Origin of the sequence: Frateuria sp. (genome assembly GCF_035943815.1) — a bacterium.
Taxonomy (GTDB): domain Bacteria; phylum Pseudomonadota; class Gammaproteobacteria; order Xanthomonadales; family Rhodanobacteraceae; genus Frateuria_A.
Genome location: NZ_DASZBU010000009.1, coordinates 100,829 through 121,287, shown reverse-complemented (window position 1 = coordinate 121,287; position 20,459 = coordinate 100,829). Strand labels below are relative to the sequence as shown.

The following is a 20,459-nucleotide window of genomic DNA, read 5'->3' as shown; positions in this document are numbered from 1 at the left end:
ATGCCCGTTGCGGCGCCGCCCGCGCTCCGGCGGTCGCCGGCGCGGAAAAGCCATCGCGTGATTATAGCAGAGGGCGGATTTTTCCCTGTTCCACGTGGAACACCCGGTGGGGGCGTGACTGTAAGGGGAGCGGGCACTCCGTCCCGGTGATCAAGACCTGTGCATCCACCGAGGCCAGGCGATCGACCAGCGCTGACTGATGGGCCAGATCCAGCTCGGACGCCAGATCATCAAGGCAAACCACCGGCCAGTCGCCCCGGCAATTCGCGTACAGTTGCGCCTGTGCCAGGAGACAGGCGAGTGCGGCCAACTTCTCCTGCCCCCGCGACAGATGTTCACGCAGGGGCGCTTGTTCGAACGAGAGCGACCAATCGGCCCGATGAGGACCCGCCGTGGTATGGGTTCGGGCCAGATCCCTCCCCCGCTGCTCGGCCAGCACACCGGACAGCGAAGCATCATCGGCCCAGCCTCGGCGGTAGCGCAGGCTAAGCGGCCCCAGCTCGGGAAGTAGGTAGCTGGCGCCTTCGGCCAGCACGGGAAGCAGTCGGTCGAGATAGCTGCGCCGGTAATTGTCGATGATTGCTCCCGCGTCGCCCAACTCCCGTTCCCAGGGTTCATAAAGCTCGTTGGTGCCGGCCTCTCCCATGCGCAGCAAGGCGTTGCGCTGCTTCAAAGCGCGTTGATACCGCCGCCACACGGCCAGGAAGGTGTGTTCCACGTGGAACACACCCCAATCAAGAAAACGCCGCCGTTCCTCGGCGGCGCCCGCGATCAAGGCGTGCGAGCCAGGTTCGAAGCAGACCACCGCGCAAGCCTGCACCAATTGACCGAGCGGCACGTCGATGCCGTCCAGGCGCGCGTCCCAGCGCGTACCGGACCGCCCCAGTCCCAACCGGCGGTAACCGCCGCTCTCGTCCTGGACTTCGGCGAACACGGATAAGCCGGCTTGACCCCGCTGCATCAGCGCTTCGCGTGCCCCGCTCCGGAACGAGCGTCCGTGCGAGAGCAAATAGGCGGCTTCCAGCACACTGGTCTTGCCTGCGCCGTTCGAGCCCACGAATACGTGGATGCCCTCACCCAGAGTCACGGTCACGTCGGTGAGGCAGCGCAGCCCCTGGATCCGCAGGCGCTCGAACTTCATTGGCCACCCCACAACGAACAACGCCGGAGCGTCTGCTGACGGCTCCGGCGTTGCGGGGCGACCCTAGGCCCTGCTTGTCTCACGTCAGAGGCGCAGCGGCATGATGACGTGGCGCGACTGGTCGTTGTCGTCTTCCTGCACCAGGCAGCTCGACTGTGCGTCGCGCAGGTTAAGGCGCGCGCGTTCGCCCTTCAACGCCGACAGCGCGTCGAGCAGATAACCCACGTTGAAACCCACAGCCAGGTCGGACACGACCGTGTCGGCCTCGACTTCCTCGACCGCCTCTTCCTGTTCCGGATTGTGCGCCACGATGCGCAGCTTGCCTGGCGAAAGCTCGAGCTTCACGCCGCGATACTTCTCGTTGGAAAGGATCGCCGCGCGTTGCAACGCCCCGCGCAGCACTTCGCGATCCAGCGTGGCGCGCTTGTCTGCGCCCAGCGGGATCACTGCCTCGTAATCGGGGAAACGGCCATCGATCAGCTTGGAGGTGAACACCACCTCGCCACGACGCACGCGCAAATGATTGCGGCCGAATTCCAGTTCCACTTGGCCGTCCCCGGTCTCGAACAGGCCGACCAGCTCATTGACACCCTTGCGCGGAATGATGATCTGGCGGCGCGCGGCAACCTTGCTTTCAAGCTTGGTTTCCTTGAGCGCCAACCGGTGGCCATCGGTGGCCACGCACCGCAGCGTGTGTTCCTGCAGATCCAGCAGCATGCCGTTGAGGTAATAGCGCACGTCCTGGTTGGCCATGGCGAAGGCCGTACGCTCCATCAGATCACGCAATACCTCCTCCGGCAGGCTCACGCGCTCGACCAGCTCTATCTCGTCGATGGTCGGAAATTCGCTGGCGGGCAGCGTCGCAAGCGTGAAGCGGCTACGGCCCGCGGTCATCGCCACACGGTCGCCGTTGAGCTTGAGGTCGATACGTACGCCATCGGGAAGCGCGCGCACGATGTCGAAGAGCTTGCGCGCGGGAATGGTGATCTCGCCATCGCCAGCCTGGTCCACGGGGGCAGCAGCGATCATTTCCACCTCGAGGTCGGTGCCGGTCAGCGAAACCCGACCTCCAGCCACCCTGACCAGCAGGTTGGCGAGCACCGGCAAGGTCTGTCGCCGCTCGACCACGCCCACGACCTGCTGCAGCGGCTTGAGCAAAGCTTCTCGTTGGATGCTGAATTGCATGTGTGGGCTTCCCCTGGCTGTTGCTCTGTTTTTTTAAAGAAGGCTAGTAGTTGTTGTAGGTGCGGTGGATAACCATGATTTTCCGAATTCCACCAAAAAATCAATAACTTGCATAGGCCTGTCGATGTGCTTAACCGGGCCCGCTCGCTGTGTGTGGATTGTGGATAAATCCGCGCCCCGAAACATCCACCTATTATCCACAGCTTCGGCCACCCCTTTTCAAGCGGTTTACCCCGTCAGCACGCGGATCAGCTGCTCCCAGTCCTGCCGCATGCGCGCGTCGGTTTCGCACAACTTGCGGATCGTGCGGCAGGCATGCAGCACCGTGGTGTGGTCGCGCCCGCCAAACGCTTCGCCGATCTCCGGCAGGCTGTGTTCGGTCAGCTCCTTCGACAAGGCCATCGCGATCTGGCGCGGCCTTGCCAGCGAACGCACGCGCCGCTTGGACAGGAGGTCCTGCAGGCGCACGTTGAAGTATTCGGCGGTGATCTTCTGGATGTTGGGCACAGTCACGGCCTGCGCGTGGGTGGCCAGCAGGTCGCGCAGGGTTTCCTCGGCGAAGTCGGTGGTGATCGGCTTGCCGTAGAAGTTCGCGCGGGCGGCGAGGGTGTTCAACGCCCCTTCCAGGTCGCGCACGTTGGAGCGGATGCGCTTGGCCAGCAGCATCGCCACGTTCTCGCTCACCGCCACGCCCTTGTCGTGTGCCTTGGACAGAAGAATTGCCGCGCGCGTCTCGAAATCCGGCGGCTCGATTGCTACCGACAGGCCCCAGCCCAGTCGCGATTTCAGCCGCGGCTCAAGCTTGTCCACTTCCTTGGGATAGCGGTCGCAGGTCAGGATGATCTGCTGCTTGGACTCGAACAGCGCGTTGAAGGTGTGGAAGAACTCCTCCTGCGTGGTGTCCTTGCCGGCGAAAAACTGGATGTCGTCGATCAGCAGCGCGTCGACCGAGCGGAAGCGCTGCTTGAACTGATCCATGTTCTTCGTGCGCAACGCCTCGATCATGGCGCCGACGAACTGCTCCGAGCGCAGGTACAGCACCTTGCAGCTCGAGTTGCGCTCGCGCATCAGGTTGCCGGCCGCGTGCATCAGGTGGGTTTTTCCCAAGCCGGTGCCACCGTAGAGCAGCAGCGGGTTGTAGGCGCGGCCCGGGTTCATCGCCACCTGCATGGCGGCCGCCTTGCCCAGCTGGTTGGACTTGCCCTCGACGAAGGTCTCGAAGGTGTAGTGCGGGTCGAGGTTGTGCACGAAGGATGGCGCAACCGCGGGCTCCGCGGCGGCGGCCGCCTTGCTCGCAGCCGGCCTTGCGGCGGCACGGGGCGCACTCGAGCCCACGTCCAGGCGCACCACGCACGAGCGTCCGGCCAGTTGGGCGAGTACGGTCTCGATCCGTGGCAGGTAGCGTTCGCGGACGGTGTCCAGCGTGTACGGGTTGGGCGCGAACAACTGCACCCCGGCCGCTTCCTCGCGCGCCTGCAGCGGCATCAGCCAGGTGTGCAGCTCCTCGGCGCTCAGCTCGCTTTCCAGGCGCTCAAGGCAGCGCCGCCACAGATCACTCATGGGATAGTTCTTGACCGACGAAAGGGCGCTTGCGCGCAGGGTGGACCGGCAAGTCTAGCAGCCAACCCCCAGCATATCCCCAGCGATGTCCACAGGCCGCATCAACGGCAGTTTGACAGCCAGCGCGCGCAAGCCCCATAATTTCCAACCTTTTTATCGACTTTCTTCTGGAGCTACAGCCATGAAGCGGACCTTCCAGCCGAGCAAGCTCAAGCGCGCCCGCACCCACGGCTTCCGTGCCCGTATGGCGACCGCCGATGGCCGTAAGGTGCTCAACGCCCGTCGCGCCAAGGGTCGCAAGCGCCTGATCCCGTAAGCGGCGCGAGCGTCATGCCCGCCGCCGGCCTGCCGCGCGATGCGCGGATCCGCCGCGCCGGCGACTTCGCCGCCTTGCGTCATGCCAGCGGCCGCCTCGGCGGCCGCTGTTTTTCTGTGCGCTATCGTCCCAACGGGCTGGCCCACGCCCGGCTGGGCCTGGCCATTTCCAAGCGCGTGTCCAAGCGCGCGGTCGAGCGCAACCGGATCAAGCGCCTGTTGCGCGAGTCGTTCCGGCGTGCCCGCGCGCAACTGCCGCCGGTGGACGTGGTGGTGATGGCGCGCGAGGCTGCCGCCGGCGTGCCCGGCCACGAGCTCCTGGCCGAGATCGACGCGCTCTGGCGCAAGCTGCCGCCGTTGAAGCCCACCGAAGGCACCGGCACAATCGCGTGTTGACCTCCCCTTTGCCCTGTCCCTCCGCGGCTTGCATCCGCGGCGCCACCGGAATTGTTCCGCGATGAACCAGACGCGCACGTTTCTTCTGTTTGCCTTGATGGCCGTGGCCTACCTGCTGTGGATGGCTTGGGAGAAGGACTACACGCCGGCGCCCGCTGCCATCGCCCCAATGGCGGCCAGCAGCACGAGCCTGCCGGCGGACAACACCGTGCCGGGCGCGCCGTCGGCCGCTACGCCGGCGATCGCCAGCGGCGCGCCGGCTACCGCGGCGGGGCAACTGGTCACGGTCAGCAACGATGTGCTGCGCCTGACCATCGACACGCGCGGCGGCAGCGTGGTGCGCGCGGAACTGCTGGCCTATCCGGCCGAACCGGTCACCAAGAAGCACCCCAATCCGCCGCCGGTGCGCCTGCTGGACGATGCGGCAGCCGACTATTTCGTCGCGCAGAGCGGCCTGGTCAGCGCGGGCAGCCCGGCGCCTGACCATCGCGCGCTGTTCCAGTCGGCGCAGACCCATTACGAGCTGGCCAGCGGCGAGCCGGAACTCAAGGCCGAGCTGACCTGGCAGCAGGGCGGCATCAAGGTCACCAAGAGCTATACCTTGAAGCGCGGCAGCTACGAAGTGGCCCTAAGCCAGCGCATCGACAACGCCGGCACCGCGCCATGGCAGGGCAATGCCTACGAGCAGCTGCAGCGCGCGCCGCGCCCCGCGCATACCGGCTGGCTGCAGAACATGACCGACCCTTCCGCCGCCAGCTTCTTCGGCGCCGGCTGGTACAGCCCCGAAGACCACTTCAAGTCGCTCGCCTTCGACAAGTTCCAGAAGGACCCGCTGCGCCAGAGCTTCGCCGGCGGCTGGGCGGCGATGCTGCAGCACTATTTCTTTGCGGCCTGGATTCCGCCCGCGACACAGACCTCCAGCTACAGCACCGACGTGGTCAATGCCGGCGGCGAGCATCCCACCTACCTGATCCGCACCGTGGGTCCGACCCTCAGCGTGGCCCCCGGCCAGAGCACCAGCAGCGAGGCTCGCCTGTACATCGGGCCGAAGCTCACCGGCACCCTCGATACCATCGCACCCGGGCTGTCGCTGGCGACCAACTACGGCATGTTCACCGTGATCGCGCAGCCGATGCATGCGCTCTTGTCGTGGCTGGAGAAGATCAGCGGCAACTGGGGCGTGGCCATCATCCTGCTGGTGCTGATCATCAAGGGCCTGACCTGGAAGCTCACCGCCGCGCAGTACCGCTCCAGCGCCAAGATGCGCAAGCTGCAGCCGCGCGTGGCCGCGCTCAAGGAGCGCTTCGGCGACGACAAGCAGAAGATGCAGATGGCGATGATGGAGCTGTACAAGAAGGAGAAGGTCAACCCGATGACCGGCTGCTTCCCGGTGCTGATCACCATCCCGATCTTCTACGGCCTGTACGAAGTGCTGCGCGAAAGCGTGGAGCTGCGCCAGGCGCCGTTCTTCGGCTGGATCCACGACCTGTCGGCGCCCGATCCGTTCTTCGTGCTGCCGGCGCTTTACACGCTGGTGATGCTGGGCCAGCAATACCTGATGCCGGCCACCGGCATGGATCCGGCCCAGGCGAAGATGATGAAGTTCATGCCGCTTGTCTTCGCGGTGCTGTTCGCCTTCTTCCCTGCCGGCCTGTGCCTGTACTACGTGGTCAACGGCATCACCGGCCTGGCCCAGCAGTGGTACATCACCCACCAGGTCGAGCAGGGCGACGCCAAGGCGAAGGCCTGACCGGGCGGTTCGCGGGCGCGCCTGGCGCGCCCGCTATGCTTTGCGCATGCCCGATGCCGACAACGACACCATCGCCGCGATCGCCAGCGCCCCCGGCCCGGCGGGCGTGGGCGTGGTGCGCGTCTCCGGCCCGCAGGTGCCGGCCATCGCACAGCTCCTGCTCGGCGGCCGTCGTCCGACGCCGCGCCATGCGCACCTGACGGCGTTTCGGGGCGGCGATGGCGAACTGATCGATCGCGGGCTGCTGCTCCATTTCCCCGCACCGCATTCCTACACGGGGGAGCACGTGCTCGAACTGCAGGGCCACGGCAGCGCCGTGCTGCTGGACCTGTTGCTGCGCCGCGTCTGCGCGCTGGGTGCGCGGCTGGCGCGGCCGGGCGAGTTCACCGAGCGGGCCTTCCTCAACGGCAAGCTGGACCTGGCCCAGGCCGAGGCCGTCGCCGACCTGATCGCCGCCCGCTCCGAAGCCGGAGCGCGCGCCGCACTGCGTTCGCTCGACGGCGCCTTCTCGCGGCGCGTGCACGCCCTGCAGGAGGCCCTGGTCGCGCTGCGCGTGCACGTGGAAGCGGCGATCGACTTTCCGGAAGAGGAGATCGATTTCCTCGCCGACCCGGCCATCGCCCGCCAGCTGGAAACCCTGCGCACGCAGCTCGCGGGACTGTTGGCCGAGGCCCGCCGCGGCGTGCGCCTGACCGACGGCCTGAAGGTGGCCATCGTCGGCCGCCCCAACGTGGGGAAGTCCAGCCTGCTCAATGCGCTGGCGCAGAGCGACCGCGCCATCGTGACGCCGATTGCCGGCACCACACGCGACGTGCTGCGCGAAACCGTCAGCCTGGACGGCGTTGTGCTGGAACTGGTCGACACCGCCGGCCTGCGCGAAACGCAAGACACGGTCGAGCGCGAAGGCGTGCGCCGCGCCCGTGGCGAGCTGGCCGGCGCCGATCTCGCCCTGCTGGTCACCGATGCGTCCGGCGCCGAGGCCGACCTCGCCCTGCTGGCGGACCTGCCCGATACCGTCGCGCGGCTGGTGCTGGTCAACAAGATCGACCTGGACGCCGTGGCGCCGCACGCCGCCACGCGCGAGGGCCTGCGCTGGCTGTGGGCTTCGGCACGCACCGGCGAAGGCCTCGAAGCGCTTCGCACGGAACTGAAGCAACGCGCCGGCGCGGGCAGCGGCGAAGGCGCCTTCAGCGCCCGCCGGCGCCACGTGCTGGCGCTGCAGAGCGTGCAGGAGCACCTGGATCACGCAGCCCGCGTCCTGGCTGCAAGTCGCGCCGGCGAGCTGGCCGCAGAAGACCTGCGCCAAGCCCAGCACGCGCTGGGGCAGATCACCGGCAGCTACACCAGCGACGATCTGCTGGGGGCCATCTTCGGCAGCTTCTGCATCGGCAAGTGAGCGTGCCGCGCGGATGCGGGCGAACGATCAACCGGCAAGGAAAGCGTCGAGCTCGTGTGTCCGCGGCATGCCCTGCTGCGCGCCCAGGCGGGTGACCGCCAGTGCGGCGGCGGCACAGGCCTTGCGCACGGCAACAGGCAGGCCTTCGTGCAGGAACACGCCCAGCGCCGCGTTGAAGGTATCGCCGGCACCGGTGCTGTCCACCGCTTGCACCTCGAAGGCCGGCTGGTGGGCCGGTTCGCCCTGCTCCCGGTACCAGGCGCCTTCGTGGCCGCGGGTGAGCACCACGGGGACGGGCGCACGGCGCATCAGCGCACGGAAGTCCTCGGCCGGATCGGCACCGAGCAGGGTCGCCAGTTCGTGCTGGTTGGGGGTGACGTAGCGGGCCTGCTCCAGCCAACCGGCCGGAAGCGGACGCGCCGGTGCCGGGTTGAGGATTACCGGTACGCCCAGGCTCCGGCCCAGCCGCAAGGTGGCCTCGACGGCCTCCAGCGGAATCTCCATCTGCACCAGCACCGCATCCGCGCGGGCAAGCACCTGCCGGGCCGATTCCACGTGCGCGGGCGTGACCCGCGCATTGGCGGCAGGCACCACGATGATCTGATTGTCGCCGCCGGCGACGGTGATCGAGGCGGTGCCGCTGGCCACTTCGTCCAGACGCCGCACGTGGTCGAGATTGACGCCTTCGCGCAGCAGGCCCGCGCGCAACAGCTCGCCGAAGGCGTCGCTGCCGAGCGCGCCGACCAGGGCCACCTCGGCGCCGAGCCGAGCCGCCGCCACCGCCTGGTTGGCGCCCTTGCCGCCCGGCACCGTGACGAAGCCCTCGCCCAGCAGCGTTTCGCCTGGCTGGGGAAAGCGTGGCGCCTGGGTGACCAGGTCCATGTTGATGCTGCCGACGACGGCGATGCGGCGTGCCATGCGGTTCCCGTGCCATTGGATCGGTGCCAAGCATAGCGGCCATGGCCCTGGTGCCGCGCCAAGCCGTCACGCTGGAGCTGGCATGATCCGTCTGCCAGGCCAGGACATCCCGCGTGCTGCGTTCCAGCTCCCCGTCCGACTACGCGCTGCATCGAACCGTGCGATGGGTGGCGCTCGCCAATCTCGCCTACTTCGGCGTGGAATTCGCGGTGGCGCTGGCGATCGGTTCGGTCGCGCTGTTTGCCGACAGCATCGATTTCCTGGAAGACGCCTCGGTCAATCTGCTGATCTTCCTGGCGCTGGGCTGGAGCCTGCGCGCACGGGCAAGGGTCGGCATGGCGCTGGCCGGTATCCTGCTGCTGCCGGCGCTGGCGCTGCTGTGGGCGCTCTGGCAGAAGCTGCACGCGCCGGTGCCGCCAGCCGCCATGCCGCTGTCGCTCACCGGACTGGGCGCGCTGGCCGTCAATCTTGCCTGCGCGATGGCGCTGGCGCGGTATCGGCACCATGCCGGCAGCCTCACCCGCGCGGCGTTCCTGTCAGCGCGCAACGATGCATTTGCCAACGTGGCGATCGTCGTCGCCGGCGGGCTTACGGCATGGATGCGGTCGGTGTGGCCGGACGTGGTGGTCGGGCTGGCTATCGCGGCGATGAACGCGGACGGCGGCGCACGAGGTGTGGACAGCCGCGCGCGCGGAACACCTCGCATCAAGGGATGAGCCCTAAGAACGGCGGCCGGCGCTCAGTGCGCCCGGCCGATGCCCGAGTCGCCCTGCTCCAGCGGCGGCGGCGTGCCGGCGACGGCCAGCAGCGCCTGCGCGTAGCCGTCTTCCATGCTGATGGTGGAGACCTCGTCCCAGGCGAAGAACGAAGCCTCGCGCAGCCATTCTGCGTCGGGGCTGATTTCCTGCAGGGTGAAGCCGTCCTCTTCCACGCCGACCAGCCGGCCGATGTAGCAGACCTCGGCCTCCTCTTCGCTGTCCACGTGCACGCCGATCACCGGCGCCAGCTTGCCGGCGGCCTGCACCACCTCGCGGATGGAGTCGAGCGGAAAGCCGCGCGGCGTGCGCGGCAGCAGCTGCTTGTGCTTGAGCGCCTTCTCCATGAAGACGTGGTGCTTGTCCGGCGTTTCCAGCTCGGACACGTCGCGGTGGCGCATCACGTACATGCCATCGTAGGTGATGCCGTCGCCAACCACCCACAGTAGGAAGAACTCGCGGCCGACACCGCCCACGTAGCCGCAGAAGCTGCCGTGCTCCAGTTCGGCACGCCACAGCCGGATCAGCTGTTGCTGCTGCTGCGCCTCGCGCAACTGCGCGCGCTGGCCGGTGGTCTTGAGTTCGATGATCTTGCCCATGACAGGAATTTTACCAGAGGGGTCTGTGCGGCTTGTTCAGAGGATGTAACGGCTCAAATCCTGGTCCTTCACCAGAGAAGCCAGGCTCTTGTCTACCTGATCGGCGTCGATCAGATATTTTTCGCCGGACTTGTCCGCCGCCTCGAACGAGATCCTCTCCAGCAGCCGCTCCATCACCGTATGCAGGCGGCGGGCGCCGATGTTCTCGGTGCGCTCGTTCACCTGGCAGGCCACCTCGGCCAGCCGGTCGATGCCCGAATCGGTGAACTCGATGGTCACCCCCTCGGTGCCCAGCAGCGCCACGTACTGCTTGGTCAGCGCGTTGTGCGGTTCGCGCAGGATGCGCTTGAAGTCGTCCACCGACAGCGCGGCAAGCTCCACGCGGATCGGCAACCGTCCCTGCAGTTCGGGAATCAGGTCCGATGGCTTGGACAGCGAGAACGCGCCGGAAGCGATGAACAGCATGTGGTCGGTCTTGATCGGGCCGTACTTGGTCGACACGGTCGAGCCTTCCACCAGCGGCAGCAGGTCGCGCTGCACGCCCTCGCGCGAGACACCGGCGCCGCTCCATTCGGAGCGCTGCGCCACCTTGTCGATCTCGTCGATGAAAACGATGCCGTTCTGCTCGGCCGCCTCTACCGCCTGCGCGCGGATCTCCTCGTCGTTGAGCAGCTTGCCGGCTTCCTCGTCGACCAGCAGCGGACGGGCCGCCTTGATCGTGAGCTTGCGCTGCTGCGTGCGCGCCCCGCCGATGTTCTGGAACATCTGGCGCAGTTGCGCACCCATCTCTTCCATGCCCGGCGGCGACATGATCTCCACCCCCACGTTCATGGCGAAATCCAGCTCGATCTCGCGATCGTCCAGCGCGCCCTCGCGCAGCTGCTTGCGCAGCTTCTGGCGGGTATCGGTGTCGGGCGCCGCGACGGTCAGGTCGTGCGACCAGTCGCTGGCGGTCTGCCGGCGCGGCAGCAGGGCATCCAGGATGCGATCCTCGGCACGGTCCTCGGCGTGCGAGCGCACGCGCTTGACCGCCTGGTCGCGGGTGAGCTTGTAGGACACGTCGGCGAGGTCGCGGATGATCGACTCGACGTCCTTGCCGACGTAGCCGACCTCGGTGAACTTGGTCGCTTCCACCTTCACGAAAGGCGCGTTGGCGAGCGTGGCCAGGCGTCGCGCGATCTCGGTCTTGCCCACGCCGGTGGGGCCGATCATCAGGATGTTCTTGGGCGTGACCTCGTTGCGCATCTCCGGATCGAGCTGCATGCGCCGCCAGCGGTTGCGCAGCGCGATGGCGACGGCGCGCTTGGCGTCGTTCTGCCCGATGATGTAGCGGTCCAGTTCGTTGACGATTTCGCGGGGAGTAAGTTCGCTCATGGTTTTGCCGGCGTGGGGAACGGGAAACGGGAAAAGGAAAAGGGAAGGCCTGCGGTAGCGGAGAGGCTCACATTCCCTGCTCCGCGCCTCCCGTTCCCGCTTCGAGCTCCTCGATGGTCGTGCTGTGGTTGGTATAGATGCAGATGTCGCCGGCGATCTTCAGCGCCTTCTCGACGATCTGGCGCGCGTCCATGTCGGTGTTTTCCAGCAGCGAAAGTGCCGCGGCCTGGGCGTAAGGGCCGCCGGAGCCGATCGCGATCAGGCCGTGCTCGGGTTCCAGCACGTCGCCGTTGCCGGAGATCAGCAGCGAGGCGTCCTTGTCGGCCACCGCCAGCATCGCCTCGAGCTTGCCGAAGCGCCGATCGGTACGCCATTCCTTGGCCATCTCCACGGCGGCGCGGGTGAGGTTGTTGCCGTGCTTGTCGAGCTTCTGCTCGAACAGCTCGAACAGCGTGAAGGCATCGGCGGTAGCGCCGGCGAAACCGGCCAGCACGTCGCCCTTGCCGAGCCGCCGGATCTTGCGCGCGTTGGACTTCATCACCGTGTTGCCCAGGGTGACCTGGCCGTCGCCGCCCAGCACGACGCGTCGGCCGCGGCGGACCGAAAGGATGGTGGTGGCGTGGAAGGATTCCATGGACGGCTCCGCAGGGCTTGAGCGGGCATACATGGGGCCGCTGGGGTGGCCTTCAACGTCGGCGGCGGCTTCGGGAAAAGCCCAGCGGCCTTCGCCTCGCCCAGCCACCGCTCCCGGCTGCGCCGGGGAATGGGAGTTGATGGGGCTCAGCCCTTGCGGCGCGCGCGCGGGTGCGCGGCGTCGTAGACCTTGGCCAGGTGCTGGAAATCTAGGTGCGTGTAGATCTGCGTGGTGGCGATGTCGGCGTGGCCGAGCAGCTCCTGCACGGCGCGCAGGTCGCCGGAGGACTCGAGCATGTGGCTGGCGAAGGTGTGCCGCAACAGGTGCGGGTGCACGCGCTTGGGCAACCCTTGCGCCAGCGCCAGAGCCTTCAGCCGTGCCTGCACCGTGCGCGGGCTGATCGGCGCGCCGGCGCGGCCGCGGAACACCGGCGCGGCCGGCGCTGCGCCCTCGGCCTGGCTCAGTGCGCGCAGCGCGGCCACCGCGTGGCTGCCCACCGGCACGATGCGCGTCTTGGCGCCCTTGCCGAGCACGCGCACCTCGCCCTCGTCCAGCTGCAGGTCGCCCCAGCGCAGGCCGCACAATTCGGACAGGCGCAGGCCGGAGGAATAGAACAGTTCCAGCATCGCGCGGTCGCGCAGGGCGAGCGCGCCTTCGCCGGCATGCCCGACCAGCGCGCCGGCTTCGTCCACGTCCAACACTTGCGGCAGCTTGCGATGCACCTTGGGGCCGCGCACGCCGGCGGCGGGATCGTGTGCCAGCAGGCCCTCGCGGGTGAGCTGGCGGAACAGGCTGCGGCAGGAGGACAGCAGCCGCTGCAGGCTCTTGGGCGAAAGCCCGGCGCGGTGCTCGGCGGCGACGAAGGCGCGCAGGCGCGCAGGCGTCAGTGCGGCGAAGTCGCCGACGGCTTGGGCGTCCATCCAGCCGAGCAGCTTGTCCAGGTCGCGGCGATAGGCGGCGACCGTGTGCGCGGAGGCCTGGCGCTCGCCGACGAGGCGGCCGAGCCAGGCCTCGACCTGCGCGCGCGGTTGCACTGCATCGCGGATGGTGTTCAGGCCAGCTCCTGCGAGCGGGTCAGCGCGGCGTTCACCGTGGCGCCCAGCATCTTGAGGAACAGCGTGCCCATGCCGGGCTGAAAGTGGTTCGGATCGGCGCTGCCCAGCGCGAGCAGGCCCAGTTCGCCCAGCGGCATCACCGCGGCGGACTGCACTTCGGGCGCATGGTCGCCGAACAGTCGGTAAAGCCGTTCGGCCGAGAGTCGCCCGACCAGCGGCTCGTGGTTGCCCAGGAAGCCTGCGAACTCGCCCAGCGCGGCGCGGCCGCCCGGCTCGACCAGCAGCCATTCGGCCTGCGGCAGGCCGTGGGCATGGCCGAACAGCAGCAGCCGTACCTGCTCGATGCGGAAGTCGCTCGCCAGCCGGCTGATCACGCTGCGCGCGGCGAGCGCGGGCGTGGCCGCGCGCAGCATCGTCACGTGCAGTTCGTGTACGCGCTGCATCAACCGCTCGTTGTCCGCGGCGATGGCGATCAGCTCGGCCAAACGCCGCTCCAGCTCGGCGTTCTTCTCGCGCAGCTGCTGCAACTGGTACATCGCCAGCGAGGCGACCGGCCCTTCGCTGCGCGGCAGCGTGAGCTGCGCGGCGAGGTCCGGGTAGTCGGCCAGGAAATGCGGGTGGCGCTTCAGGTAGGCGGCCACCGCGGTGGCGCCGGGGATCTCGTCGAGCAGGGTATCGGGCATGGAACGACCTAGGAAACGTCAGGCGGCGGATCGGCCTGGCCGGAGTGTGCGACGCGCGCGGCTGCGCATCAATGCATCGGGGCCGTCATGCGTGGGCCAGCCATTCGCCTTCGAAGGCGAACGCGGCCGGGCCGGTCATCCACAGCGTGTGGCCGGCGCCCGGCCAGTCGATCTGCAGCCGGCCGCCGGGAAGGTCCACCTGCACGCATTCGTCCACCAGGCCGCGCGCGCGCAGCACCGCCGCCGCAGCGCAGGCGCCGGTGCCGCAGGCCTGCGTCCAGCCGGCGCCGCGCTCGTGCACGCGCAGGCGCAGGTGGCCGCGGCCGAGGACCTGCACGAAGCCCGCGTTGGCGCCCTGCGGGAAGTGCGGATGGGTGGTCAGCTGCGGGCCGATGCGCTCCAGCGCAGGATCGGCGAGGTCCGGCACCACCACCACCGCGTGCGGGTTGCCCATCGACACGGCGCCGACCTCGACCGGGCCTTCGGCGAGCGCGAGGGCATAGCTGTCGGCACGCGCGTCGGCGAGCAGCGGAATGCGCGGCGGATCGAACAGCGGTTCGCCCATGTCCACGGTGACTCGTCCGGCGTCGAGCACGCGCACGGTCACCGGACCGGACGGGCTTTCGATGCGCACCGCCTGCTCGAGCGCAAGCGCGCCGGCGCGGTGCAGCCATGCCGCCACGCAACGCACGCCGTTGCCGCACTGGCCCGACGGACTGCCGTCGGCGTTCCAGATGCCGTAGTAGAAGGCGCACGAAGAATCGCGGGGTGCTTCCACGCTGAGCAACTGGTCGCAGCCCACGCCGGTGTGGCGGTCGGCCAGCGCGCGGATCGCCTCCGGCGCAAGCGCGAGCGGCGCACGCCGCGCATCGACCAGCACGAAATCGTTGCCGATGCCGTGCATCTTGGAGAAGCGCATGACGGTCAGCCCGGCTGCGAGGCGCTCGTGGCCGGTGCCGGCGCGGAGGTGGCAGGCGCCACCGTATGGCCCGGCTGCGCGGGCGAGGGCAGCACCAGCGGTCCCTTGTTGCCGCAACCGGCGAGCAGGCCGGCGGCCAGCAGCAGGACCGTGCAGAAGATGGATCGGCGCATCGGCTTTCCTCGAAACGGCGGCGGCTATGATGCACGCATCATAACGGTGTGGACTGACGCATCGATGGACTGGGCCATGCTGCTGCAATTGCCGAGCACCCTGCTGGGGATCCTGGCCGTGCTCGCGCTCCTGTTCGCGCTGGTGCAGCTGGTGGCACTGCGCCAGCGACTGCAGGCACGCCGGCCGGTCGCGGCCCTGCTGCGCACGCTGTTCCTGCTGGTCGGGCTCGCCCTCGCCCTGGTGCTGGCCGGCGCCGGCTGGAGCCTGCGCGGCTACCGGCTGCTGGGCGAGGAAGCGCCGGTGGTGACGCTGGATGCGCGCATCCTCTCGCCGCAGCGCTGGGCGGTCACGCTGGTTTGGCCCGACGGGCAGACCCGCGTGGTGGGCGTGGCCGGCGACGCCTGGCGCGTGGAGGCGCTGGTGCTCAAGTGGAAGCTGCCCGCCCTGCTCTCGGGCCTGCCGCCGCTGTACCGGCTAGACCGCCTGTCCGGCCGCTACGACGACCCGGCCGAGGAGGCCAGCGCGCCGCGCACGGTGGTCGACCTGCGCCAGGCCGGTGCGTTCGACCTGGTCGCGCTGGCGCGCCGGCATCCGGACTGGCTGCCGCTGGTCGACACCGTCTATGGCAGCGGCGCCTATCTGCCGCTGGTCGACGGCGGCCACTACACGGTCAGCCTGATGCGTACCGGCGCGCTGGTCGCGCGCCCCGACGAGGACACGGCCGAGCGCATCGCCCATCCGCTGTAGCGCCTGGGCGGCTTGCAAACAGCCGGCGCGGGGCATCCAATCGGCCGACCTGCCTGCCCGGAGTCGAGCCATGCGCCTGCCGTGCCTGCTGCTCAGCCTGATGCCCGCCGTGACCCTGGCCGGGCCGCCCGCGGACGGCCTCGATGCGATAGCCGTCTACGCCGGTTCCTGGCAAACGCAGATGCACCATCTGGACACGCCTTACAGCAAGGCCGGCATCGAGCACGCTCGCCTGCACAACCAGTGCTGGCGCGGCCAGGCCTTCTATGCCTGCGAGCAGGTGGTCGACGGCAAGCCGGCGGCGCTGGTGGTGTTCCTCAAGGGCAAAGGCGAGGGCGAGTACGTCACCCACGCGATTCCCGCCGATGGCGGGCACGCCAACGACGGCACACTCGAGATCCAGGGCAACCGCTGGACCTTCCCCTGGCAGTTCGACGACCACGGCAAGACCATCCACGCGCGCGTGGTCAACGTGTTCGACGGGCGCGACGCGATCGACTTCCGGCAGGAGTATTCCGCCGACGGCGTGCACTGGACCGCGATGGCCACCGGCCGCGAGACCCGCGTGCGCTGAGCGCCTACAGCGTTTCCAGCGGCTTCCCGTAGCGCCAGGCGTCGGCGCCGTCTTCGTAGTAGCCGGCATAGCGGCCGATGCGCCGGTAGCCGGCGCGCTCGTAGAGGCCGATCGCGGTGGGGTTGTCCACCCGCACCTCCAGCCGCAGCGCGCGGCTGCCGCGTTGGCGCGCGGCCTGTTCGGCAGCGGTCAGCAGGGCCGTGCCGATGCCGCGTCCGCGCGCGGCCGGTGCGGTGGCGATCGAGTAGAGCCGCGCCACGGCACTGCCCTTGCGGAAAAACACCAGCGCGCTGCCGAGCAGGCCCTCGTCCCCCGCGTCGGCGACCAGCACGGCCGCGTGCGGGCTGACGAGGTGGCGGCGATATTGTGCGCGGCTCATGCGATCGCCGCTGAAGGCGCGCAGCTCCAGTGCGACCAGCGCATCGAGATCGGCCGGTGCGGCGGTGCGCACGGGCGTGGACGACGGATCGGTTGCCAAGCGGTGCTCCAGTGGACCTGCATCCCGTAGGGTGGGCTGGAGCCCGCCGCCGCGCAATGGTGGACTCGAGCGCAGGCGTCGCTGAACCGCCTCTTAGGCCTGCCCCGGCGCGCCGTTGCGCACCGCGCCGCCTATGCCAAACTGCGCGCTTTGCGTTGCCTGCCGCCTCGTTCCGCGCCGCGACGGCAGCCCTCCTGCGTAGCGAGGTGCCATGACCCGCCTAGTGATCGTCGTCGAGAAAGCCTCTGACTGGAGCGCCTACTACCCGTCCGTGGACGTCATGAGCGCGATGGACTACCTGCGCGAGCCGGTCGGCAGGGACGACGAACGCACCCATGTGATCAACCTGTGCCGCAGCTACAAGTACCTGGGCACGGGCTACTACGTCTCGCTGCTGGCCGAGGCGCGCGGGCACAAGGTGCTGCCCTCGGTGCGCACCATCAACGACCTGCGTCGGCGCTCGCTGTACGGCCTGGACATCGAGGACCTCAACAGCAAGCTCACCCATTTCCTGCCGGCCGGCGGGCGCGACACCACCGACTTCGGCATCCTGGTGTACTTCGGCGAGACCGCTTACCCGGCCTTGCAGGACCTGGCCCGCCAGCTGTTCGAGATGTTTCCCTGCCCCCTGCTGCGCATGGAGTTCGAGCGCGAGCGCGTGTGGCAGGTGGCCTCGATCAAGCCGGTCGGTCTGCACACGCTGGACGACGCGCAGGAGGACGCCTTCGCCGCGGAGCTGGACCGCTTCTCGCGCAAGCTCTGGCGCAAACCTCGCACGCGCAAGCTCTATCGCTACGACATCGCCATGCTGGTCGACCCGGCCGAGGCGATGCCGCCTTCCAACAAGAAGGCGCTCAAGAGCTTCATCGCCGCCGGCAGGGAGCTTGGCATCGAGGTCGATCCGATCGGCAAGAACGACTACCCGCGCCTGGCCGAGTACGACGGCCTGTTCATCCGCGAGACCACCGCGTCCGACAACCACACCTACCGCTTTGCCCACCGCGCGGAGAAGGAAGGCATGGTGGTGATCGACGACCCGGCGTCGATCCTGCGCTGCACGAACAAGATCTTTCTCAACGACCTGATGATCTCGCGCAAGCTGGCCGTGCCACGCACCGAGATCCTCTACCGCGACAATGCCAAGGGCCTCAAGGAGACCGCCGAGAAGCTCGGCTTCCCGCTGGTGCTGAAGATTCCCGACGGTTCGTTCTCGCGCGGCGTGGTCAAGGTGGAGAACGCCGCCGCGCTGGAGAAGGCGGCGGGCGAATTGTTCTCGCACAGTGCGCTGCTGCTGGCGCAGGAATTCCTCTACACCGAGTTCGACTGGCGTATCGGCGTGCTCAACCGCGAGCCGCTGTACGCCTGCAAGTACTACATGTCGCGCGGGCATTGGCAGATCTACAACCACGGCGCCAAGGGCACCGCCAAGTCCGGCGGCTTCGAGACGGTGGTGGTGCGCGACGCGCCGGCCGAGGTGGTCAAGCTCGCGCTCAAGGCGACCCAGGCGGTGGGCGAGGGCCTGTACGGCGTGGACATCAAGCAGGTCGGCAGCAAGCCGGTGGTGATCGAGGTGAACGACAATCCCTCGATCGACGCGGGCATCGAAGATGCCTGCCTCGGCGCGGACCTCTACCGCCGCGTCATGCAGGAGTTCCTGCGCCGAATGGAGCACAAGCGGCTGGGCATCGGGCGCTAGCTGGCCCGGCCGCGCTCAGCCGCTGGCGGCGTCGCTGGCCGCCGGCTGCGTCGCTGAGCGCAGCAGGTGCGCCGGCACCGCCTCGGGCGGCAGCGGCCGCACGAACAGGTAGCCCTGGCCGATCTCGCAACCTGCTTCCTGCAGCCAGTCGGCCTGCGCGTGGGTCTCGATGCCTTCGGCGATGGTGGACAGGCGCAGCTTGCGCGCCAGCGCGATGATCGCCTCGGTGATGTCGCGGTCGGCCGGGTTGCGGCTGGCGCCCTGGACGAAGCTCTGGTCGATCTTGATCGACTGCGTGGGCAGCTGGCGCAGGTGGCTGAGGCTGGAGAAGCCGGTGCCGAAATCGTCGATCGCCATGCGGAAGCCCAGCGCCTCGAGCTGGCGCAGCTGGCGCAGCGTGTGCTCGGCGTTCTTCATCGCCGCCGACTCGGTGATCTCGAACTCGATCAGGCTGTGGTGCAGGCCGAACTCGCGCAGCGTGCCGAGCAGACCCGCCACGAAATGACCGTCCTGGATCTCCTGCAGCGACACGTTGATCGCCACCGGCACCAGCGGCAGGCCGCGTGCGCGCCATTGCGCGAGCTGGCGCGCCACCTGGCGCAGCACGACCTGGCCGAGCTGGCCGATCAACCCGCTGCTCTCGGCCAGCGGCACGAAGACCTTGGGCAGCAGCAAGCCGCGTGCCGGATGCGGCCAGCGCACCAGCGCCTCCAGCCCGACCACGCGCCGGCTGGCCAGGTCCACCTTCGGCTGGTAGTGGACGACGACCTCCTCGCGCTGCAGCGCCTCGCGCAGCTCGGCCGAGAGCAGCAGCCGGTCGCGCGCCAGCTCGCTCATGCGCGGCTGGTAGAAGCAGTAGCCGGCCTTGCCCTGCTCCTTGGCGGTATACATCGCCAGGTCGGCGTGGCGCAGCAGGCTCGCGGCGTCCTCGCCGTCGCGGGGAAACACCGCCACGCCGATGCTGGGCGTGGCGCTCACGCTGTGACCGGAAACCGCCACCGGCCGGCTGACCAGGCTGAGGATCTTGCGGCAGATCGATGCCAGGTTGGCCTCGCTGCGGAAGCGTTCCAGCACCACCACGAACTCGTCGCCGCCGAAGCGCGCGACCGTGTCGCGGCTGCGCACGCTGGCGCGCAGCGCGTCGGCGACCGAGCGCAGGAATTCGTCGCCGACGTCGTGGCCCAGCGTGTCGTTGATCGACTTGAAGCCGTCCAGGTCGACGAACATCACCGCCACCTCGAACTGCTCGTTCTTGGCCAGCGGCAGCAGGCGGTCGAGCAGGTCGAGCACGTTGGCGCGGTTGGGCAACGCGGTCAGCTCGTCGTGGTAGGCCAGCCAGGACAGCGCGTCGCGCGCCTGGCCCAGTTCGCGCGCGATCGCCTCGGTGTGCCGCTGCAGCTGCCGGTGCGCCAGGCTCACGCCCAGCGTCAGCAGCAACAGCAGGCCCGACACCAGACTGACCGCCAGGCCCAGTCCCAGTCCCTGCAGGCCGACGCCGGCCTGCAGGCTCACCGCACCGGGTGCGAAACGCATCCCGCCCATGCCGAGGTAATGCACGCCGGCAGCAGTGCCGCCCAGCAGCAGGGCGACCAGCACGCGCAGCCACCAGCGGTGGCTGCGATCGCTGCGCCAGATCAGGCTGTGCAGCCAGATGGAGGCGGTCGAGCCGGCCAGCCCGAGCCCCAGCGAGGCGGCCATCCAGGGCGCCTGCCAGATGACCGGCGGCTGCATGTGCAGCGCGCGCACACCCAGGCAGTGCATCGAGATCATGCCCAGCCCGAGGATCACGCCGGCCGCCATGGCGCCAGCATGGGTGGCGCGCCGCGCCAGCAGCCACAAGGTGGCTCCGGTGGCGAGCATCACCGGCACGCTCGACAGCGCCGTGTCCTGGCTGTCGTAGCCCAGCGGTACCGGCACCCGCAGGGCGAGCATGCCGATGAAATGCATCGCCCACACGCCCGAGCCCATCGCCAGCGCGCCGAAGGTGGTCCACAGCACCGCGACCGGGCCGCGAGACCGGGCGATGCGCCCGACCACACTGAAGGCGACGTAGGCATCCAGTGCCGCCAGCGCGACCGACAGAGCCACCAGCCACGGGTTGTAGCTCACC

General features: G+C 68.7%; 21 protein-coding genes. 8 read left to right on the top strand and 13 right to left on the bottom strand.

Annotation, left to right across the window (positions count from 1 at the left end; all coding sequences use genetic code 11):
• Positions 1-61: 61 nt before the first annotated feature.
• From recF to dnaA, 3 genes are all read right to left on the bottom strand, one after another.
• Positions 62-1,141 (bottom strand): DNA replication/repair protein RecF, encoded by a 1,080-nt coding sequence (recF, locus tag VGU65_RS05525; protein WP_327473642.1) that lies wholly within the window; start codon positions 1,139-1,141, stop codon positions 62-64.
• A gap of 84 nt (positions 1,142-1,225) precedes the next feature.
• A complete protein-coding gene (gene dnaN / locus VGU65_RS05520) occupies positions 1,226-2,326 on the bottom strand; it encodes a DNA polymerase III subunit beta (RefSeq protein WP_327473641.1) in 1,101 nt (366 codons plus the stop codon).
• Between the two features lie 228 nt (positions 2,327-2,554).
• Entirely contained in the window at positions 2,555-3,886 is a 1,332-nt protein-coding gene (dnaA, locus tag VGU65_RS05515; RefSeq protein ID WP_327473640.1) for a chromosomal replication initiator protein DnaA, read from the bottom strand.
• 181 nt (positions 3,887-4,067) lie between these two features.
• On the opposite strand from dnaA, the gene rpmH reads away from it, so the two are divergent.
• The 4 genes from rpmH (at position 4,068) to mnmE (ending at position 7,743) form a co-directional block, all read left to right on the top strand.
• A complete protein-coding gene (gene rpmH / locus VGU65_RS05510; RefSeq protein ID WP_007510029.1) occupies positions 4,068-4,202 on the top strand; it encodes a 50S ribosomal protein L34 in 135 nt (44 codons plus the stop codon).
• 14 nt (positions 4,203-4,216) lie between these two features.
• Positions 4,217-4,597: a ribonuclease P protein component gene (gene rnpA / locus VGU65_RS05505; protein WP_327473622.1), complete on the top strand. Its 381-nt coding sequence runs from the start codon at positions 4,217-4,219 to the stop codon at positions 4,595-4,597.
• A 61-nt stretch (positions 4,598-4,658) separates the two neighbouring features.
• Entirely contained in the window at positions 4,659-6,347 is a 1,689-nt protein-coding gene (yidC, locus tag VGU65_RS05500; protein ID WP_327473621.1) for a membrane protein insertase YidC, read from the top strand.
• A 46-nt stretch (positions 6,348-6,393) separates the two neighbouring features.
• Positions 6,394-7,743: a tRNA uridine-5-carboxymethylaminomethyl(34) synthesis GTPase MnmE gene (gene mnmE, locus VGU65_RS05495; protein ID WP_327473620.1), complete on the top strand. Its 1,350-nt coding sequence runs from the start codon at positions 6,394-6,396 to the stop codon at positions 7,741-7,743.
• 27 nt (positions 7,744-7,770) lie between these two features.
• Here mnmE and rbsK read toward each other — a convergent pair whose 3' ends face one another.
• A complete protein-coding gene (gene rbsK / locus VGU65_RS05490) occupies positions 7,771-8,661 on the bottom strand; it encodes a ribokinase (protein ID WP_327473619.1) in 891 nt (296 codons plus the stop codon).
• A gap of 113 nt (positions 8,662-8,774) precedes the next feature.
• Between rbsK and VGU65_RS05485 the strand changes: the two genes are divergently transcribed.
• Positions 8,775-9,377, top strand: a complete 603-nt coding sequence (locus tag VGU65_RS05485) for a cation efflux transmembrane domain-containing protein (protein WP_327473618.1) — start codon at positions 8,775-8,777, stop codon at positions 9,375-9,377.
• 23 nt (positions 9,378-9,400) lie between these two features.
• Here VGU65_RS05485 and VGU65_RS05480 read toward each other — a convergent pair whose 3' ends face one another.
• From VGU65_RS05480 to lptM, 7 genes are all read right to left on the bottom strand, one after another.
• Positions 9,401-10,015: a hypothetical protein gene (locus tag VGU65_RS05480; protein WP_327473617.1), complete on the bottom strand. Its 615-nt coding sequence runs from the start codon at positions 10,013-10,015 to the stop codon at positions 9,401-9,403.
• Between the two features lie 36 nt (positions 10,016-10,051).
• Positions 10,052-11,389: an ATP-dependent protease ATPase subunit HslU gene (gene hslU / locus VGU65_RS05475; RefSeq protein ID WP_327473615.1), complete on the bottom strand. Its 1,338-nt coding sequence runs from the start codon at positions 11,387-11,389 to the stop codon at positions 10,052-10,054.
• 67 nt (positions 11,390-11,456) lie between these two features.
• Positions 11,457-12,023, bottom strand: coding sequence for an ATP-dependent protease subunit HslV (gene hslV / locus VGU65_RS05470; RefSeq protein WP_327473613.1), 567 nt, complete (start codon positions 12,021-12,023; stop codon positions 11,457-11,459).
• A 146-nt stretch (positions 12,024-12,169) separates the two neighbouring features.
• A complete protein-coding gene (gene xerC / locus VGU65_RS05465) occupies positions 12,170-13,057 on the bottom strand; it encodes a tyrosine recombinase XerC (protein ID WP_327473611.1) in 888 nt (295 codons plus the stop codon).
• 17 nt (positions 13,058-13,074) lie between these two features.
• Positions 13,075-13,761, bottom strand: a complete 687-nt coding sequence (locus VGU65_RS05460; RefSeq protein ID WP_327473609.1) for a DUF484 family protein — start codon at positions 13,759-13,761, stop codon at positions 13,075-13,077.
• 85 nt (positions 13,762-13,846) lie between these two features.
• Entirely contained in the window at positions 13,847-14,680 is an 834-nt protein-coding gene (gene dapF / locus VGU65_RS05455) for a diaminopimelate epimerase (protein WP_327473607.1), read from the bottom strand.
• A 5-nt stretch (positions 14,681-14,685) separates the two neighbouring features.
• On the bottom strand, positions 14,686-14,853 hold the full coding sequence (gene lptM, locus VGU65_RS05450; RefSeq protein ID WP_327473605.1) for an LPS translocon maturation chaperone LptM: 168 nt from the start codon (positions 14,851-14,853) through the stop codon (positions 14,686-14,688).
• Between the two features lie 64 nt (positions 14,854-14,917).
• On the opposite strand from lptM, the gene VGU65_RS05445 reads away from it, so the two are divergent.
• Both VGU65_RS05445 and VGU65_RS05440 read left to right on the top strand, forming a co-directional pair.
• Entirely contained in the window at positions 14,918-15,601 is a 684-nt protein-coding gene (locus VGU65_RS05445) for a hypothetical protein (protein WP_327473760.1), read from the top strand.
• A gap of 70 nt (positions 15,602-15,671) precedes the next feature.
• Positions 15,672-16,175: a hypothetical protein gene (locus VGU65_RS05440; RefSeq protein WP_327473604.1), complete on the top strand. Its 504-nt coding sequence runs from the start codon at positions 15,672-15,674 to the stop codon at positions 16,173-16,175.
• A 4-nt stretch (positions 16,176-16,179) separates the two neighbouring features.
• On the opposite strand, the gene VGU65_RS05435 is transcribed toward VGU65_RS05440, so the two are convergent.
• Positions 16,180-16,653 carry a GNAT family N-acetyltransferase gene (locus VGU65_RS05435; protein ID WP_327473603.1) on the bottom strand — a complete coding sequence of 158 codons (474 nt, stop codon included), beginning with the start codon at positions 16,651-16,653 and terminating at the stop codon, positions 16,180-16,182.
• A 211-nt stretch (positions 16,654-16,864) separates the two neighbouring features.
• On the opposite strand from VGU65_RS05435, the gene VGU65_RS05430 reads away from it, so the two are divergent.
• Positions 16,865-18,349 (top strand): RimK family ATP-grasp domain-containing protein, encoded by a 1,485-nt coding sequence (locus VGU65_RS05430; RefSeq protein WP_327473601.1) that lies wholly within the window; start codon positions 16,865-16,867, stop codon positions 18,347-18,349.
• Between the two features lie 15 nt (positions 18,350-18,364).
• Here the strand turns inward: VGU65_RS05430 and VGU65_RS05425 are convergent, their stop codons facing one another.
• Positions 18,365-20,458, bottom strand: coding sequence for a putative bifunctional diguanylate cyclase/phosphodiesterase (locus tag VGU65_RS05425; protein WP_327473599.1), 2,094 nt, complete (start codon positions 20,456-20,458; stop codon positions 18,365-18,367).
• Position 20,459 lies beyond the last annotated feature (1 nt).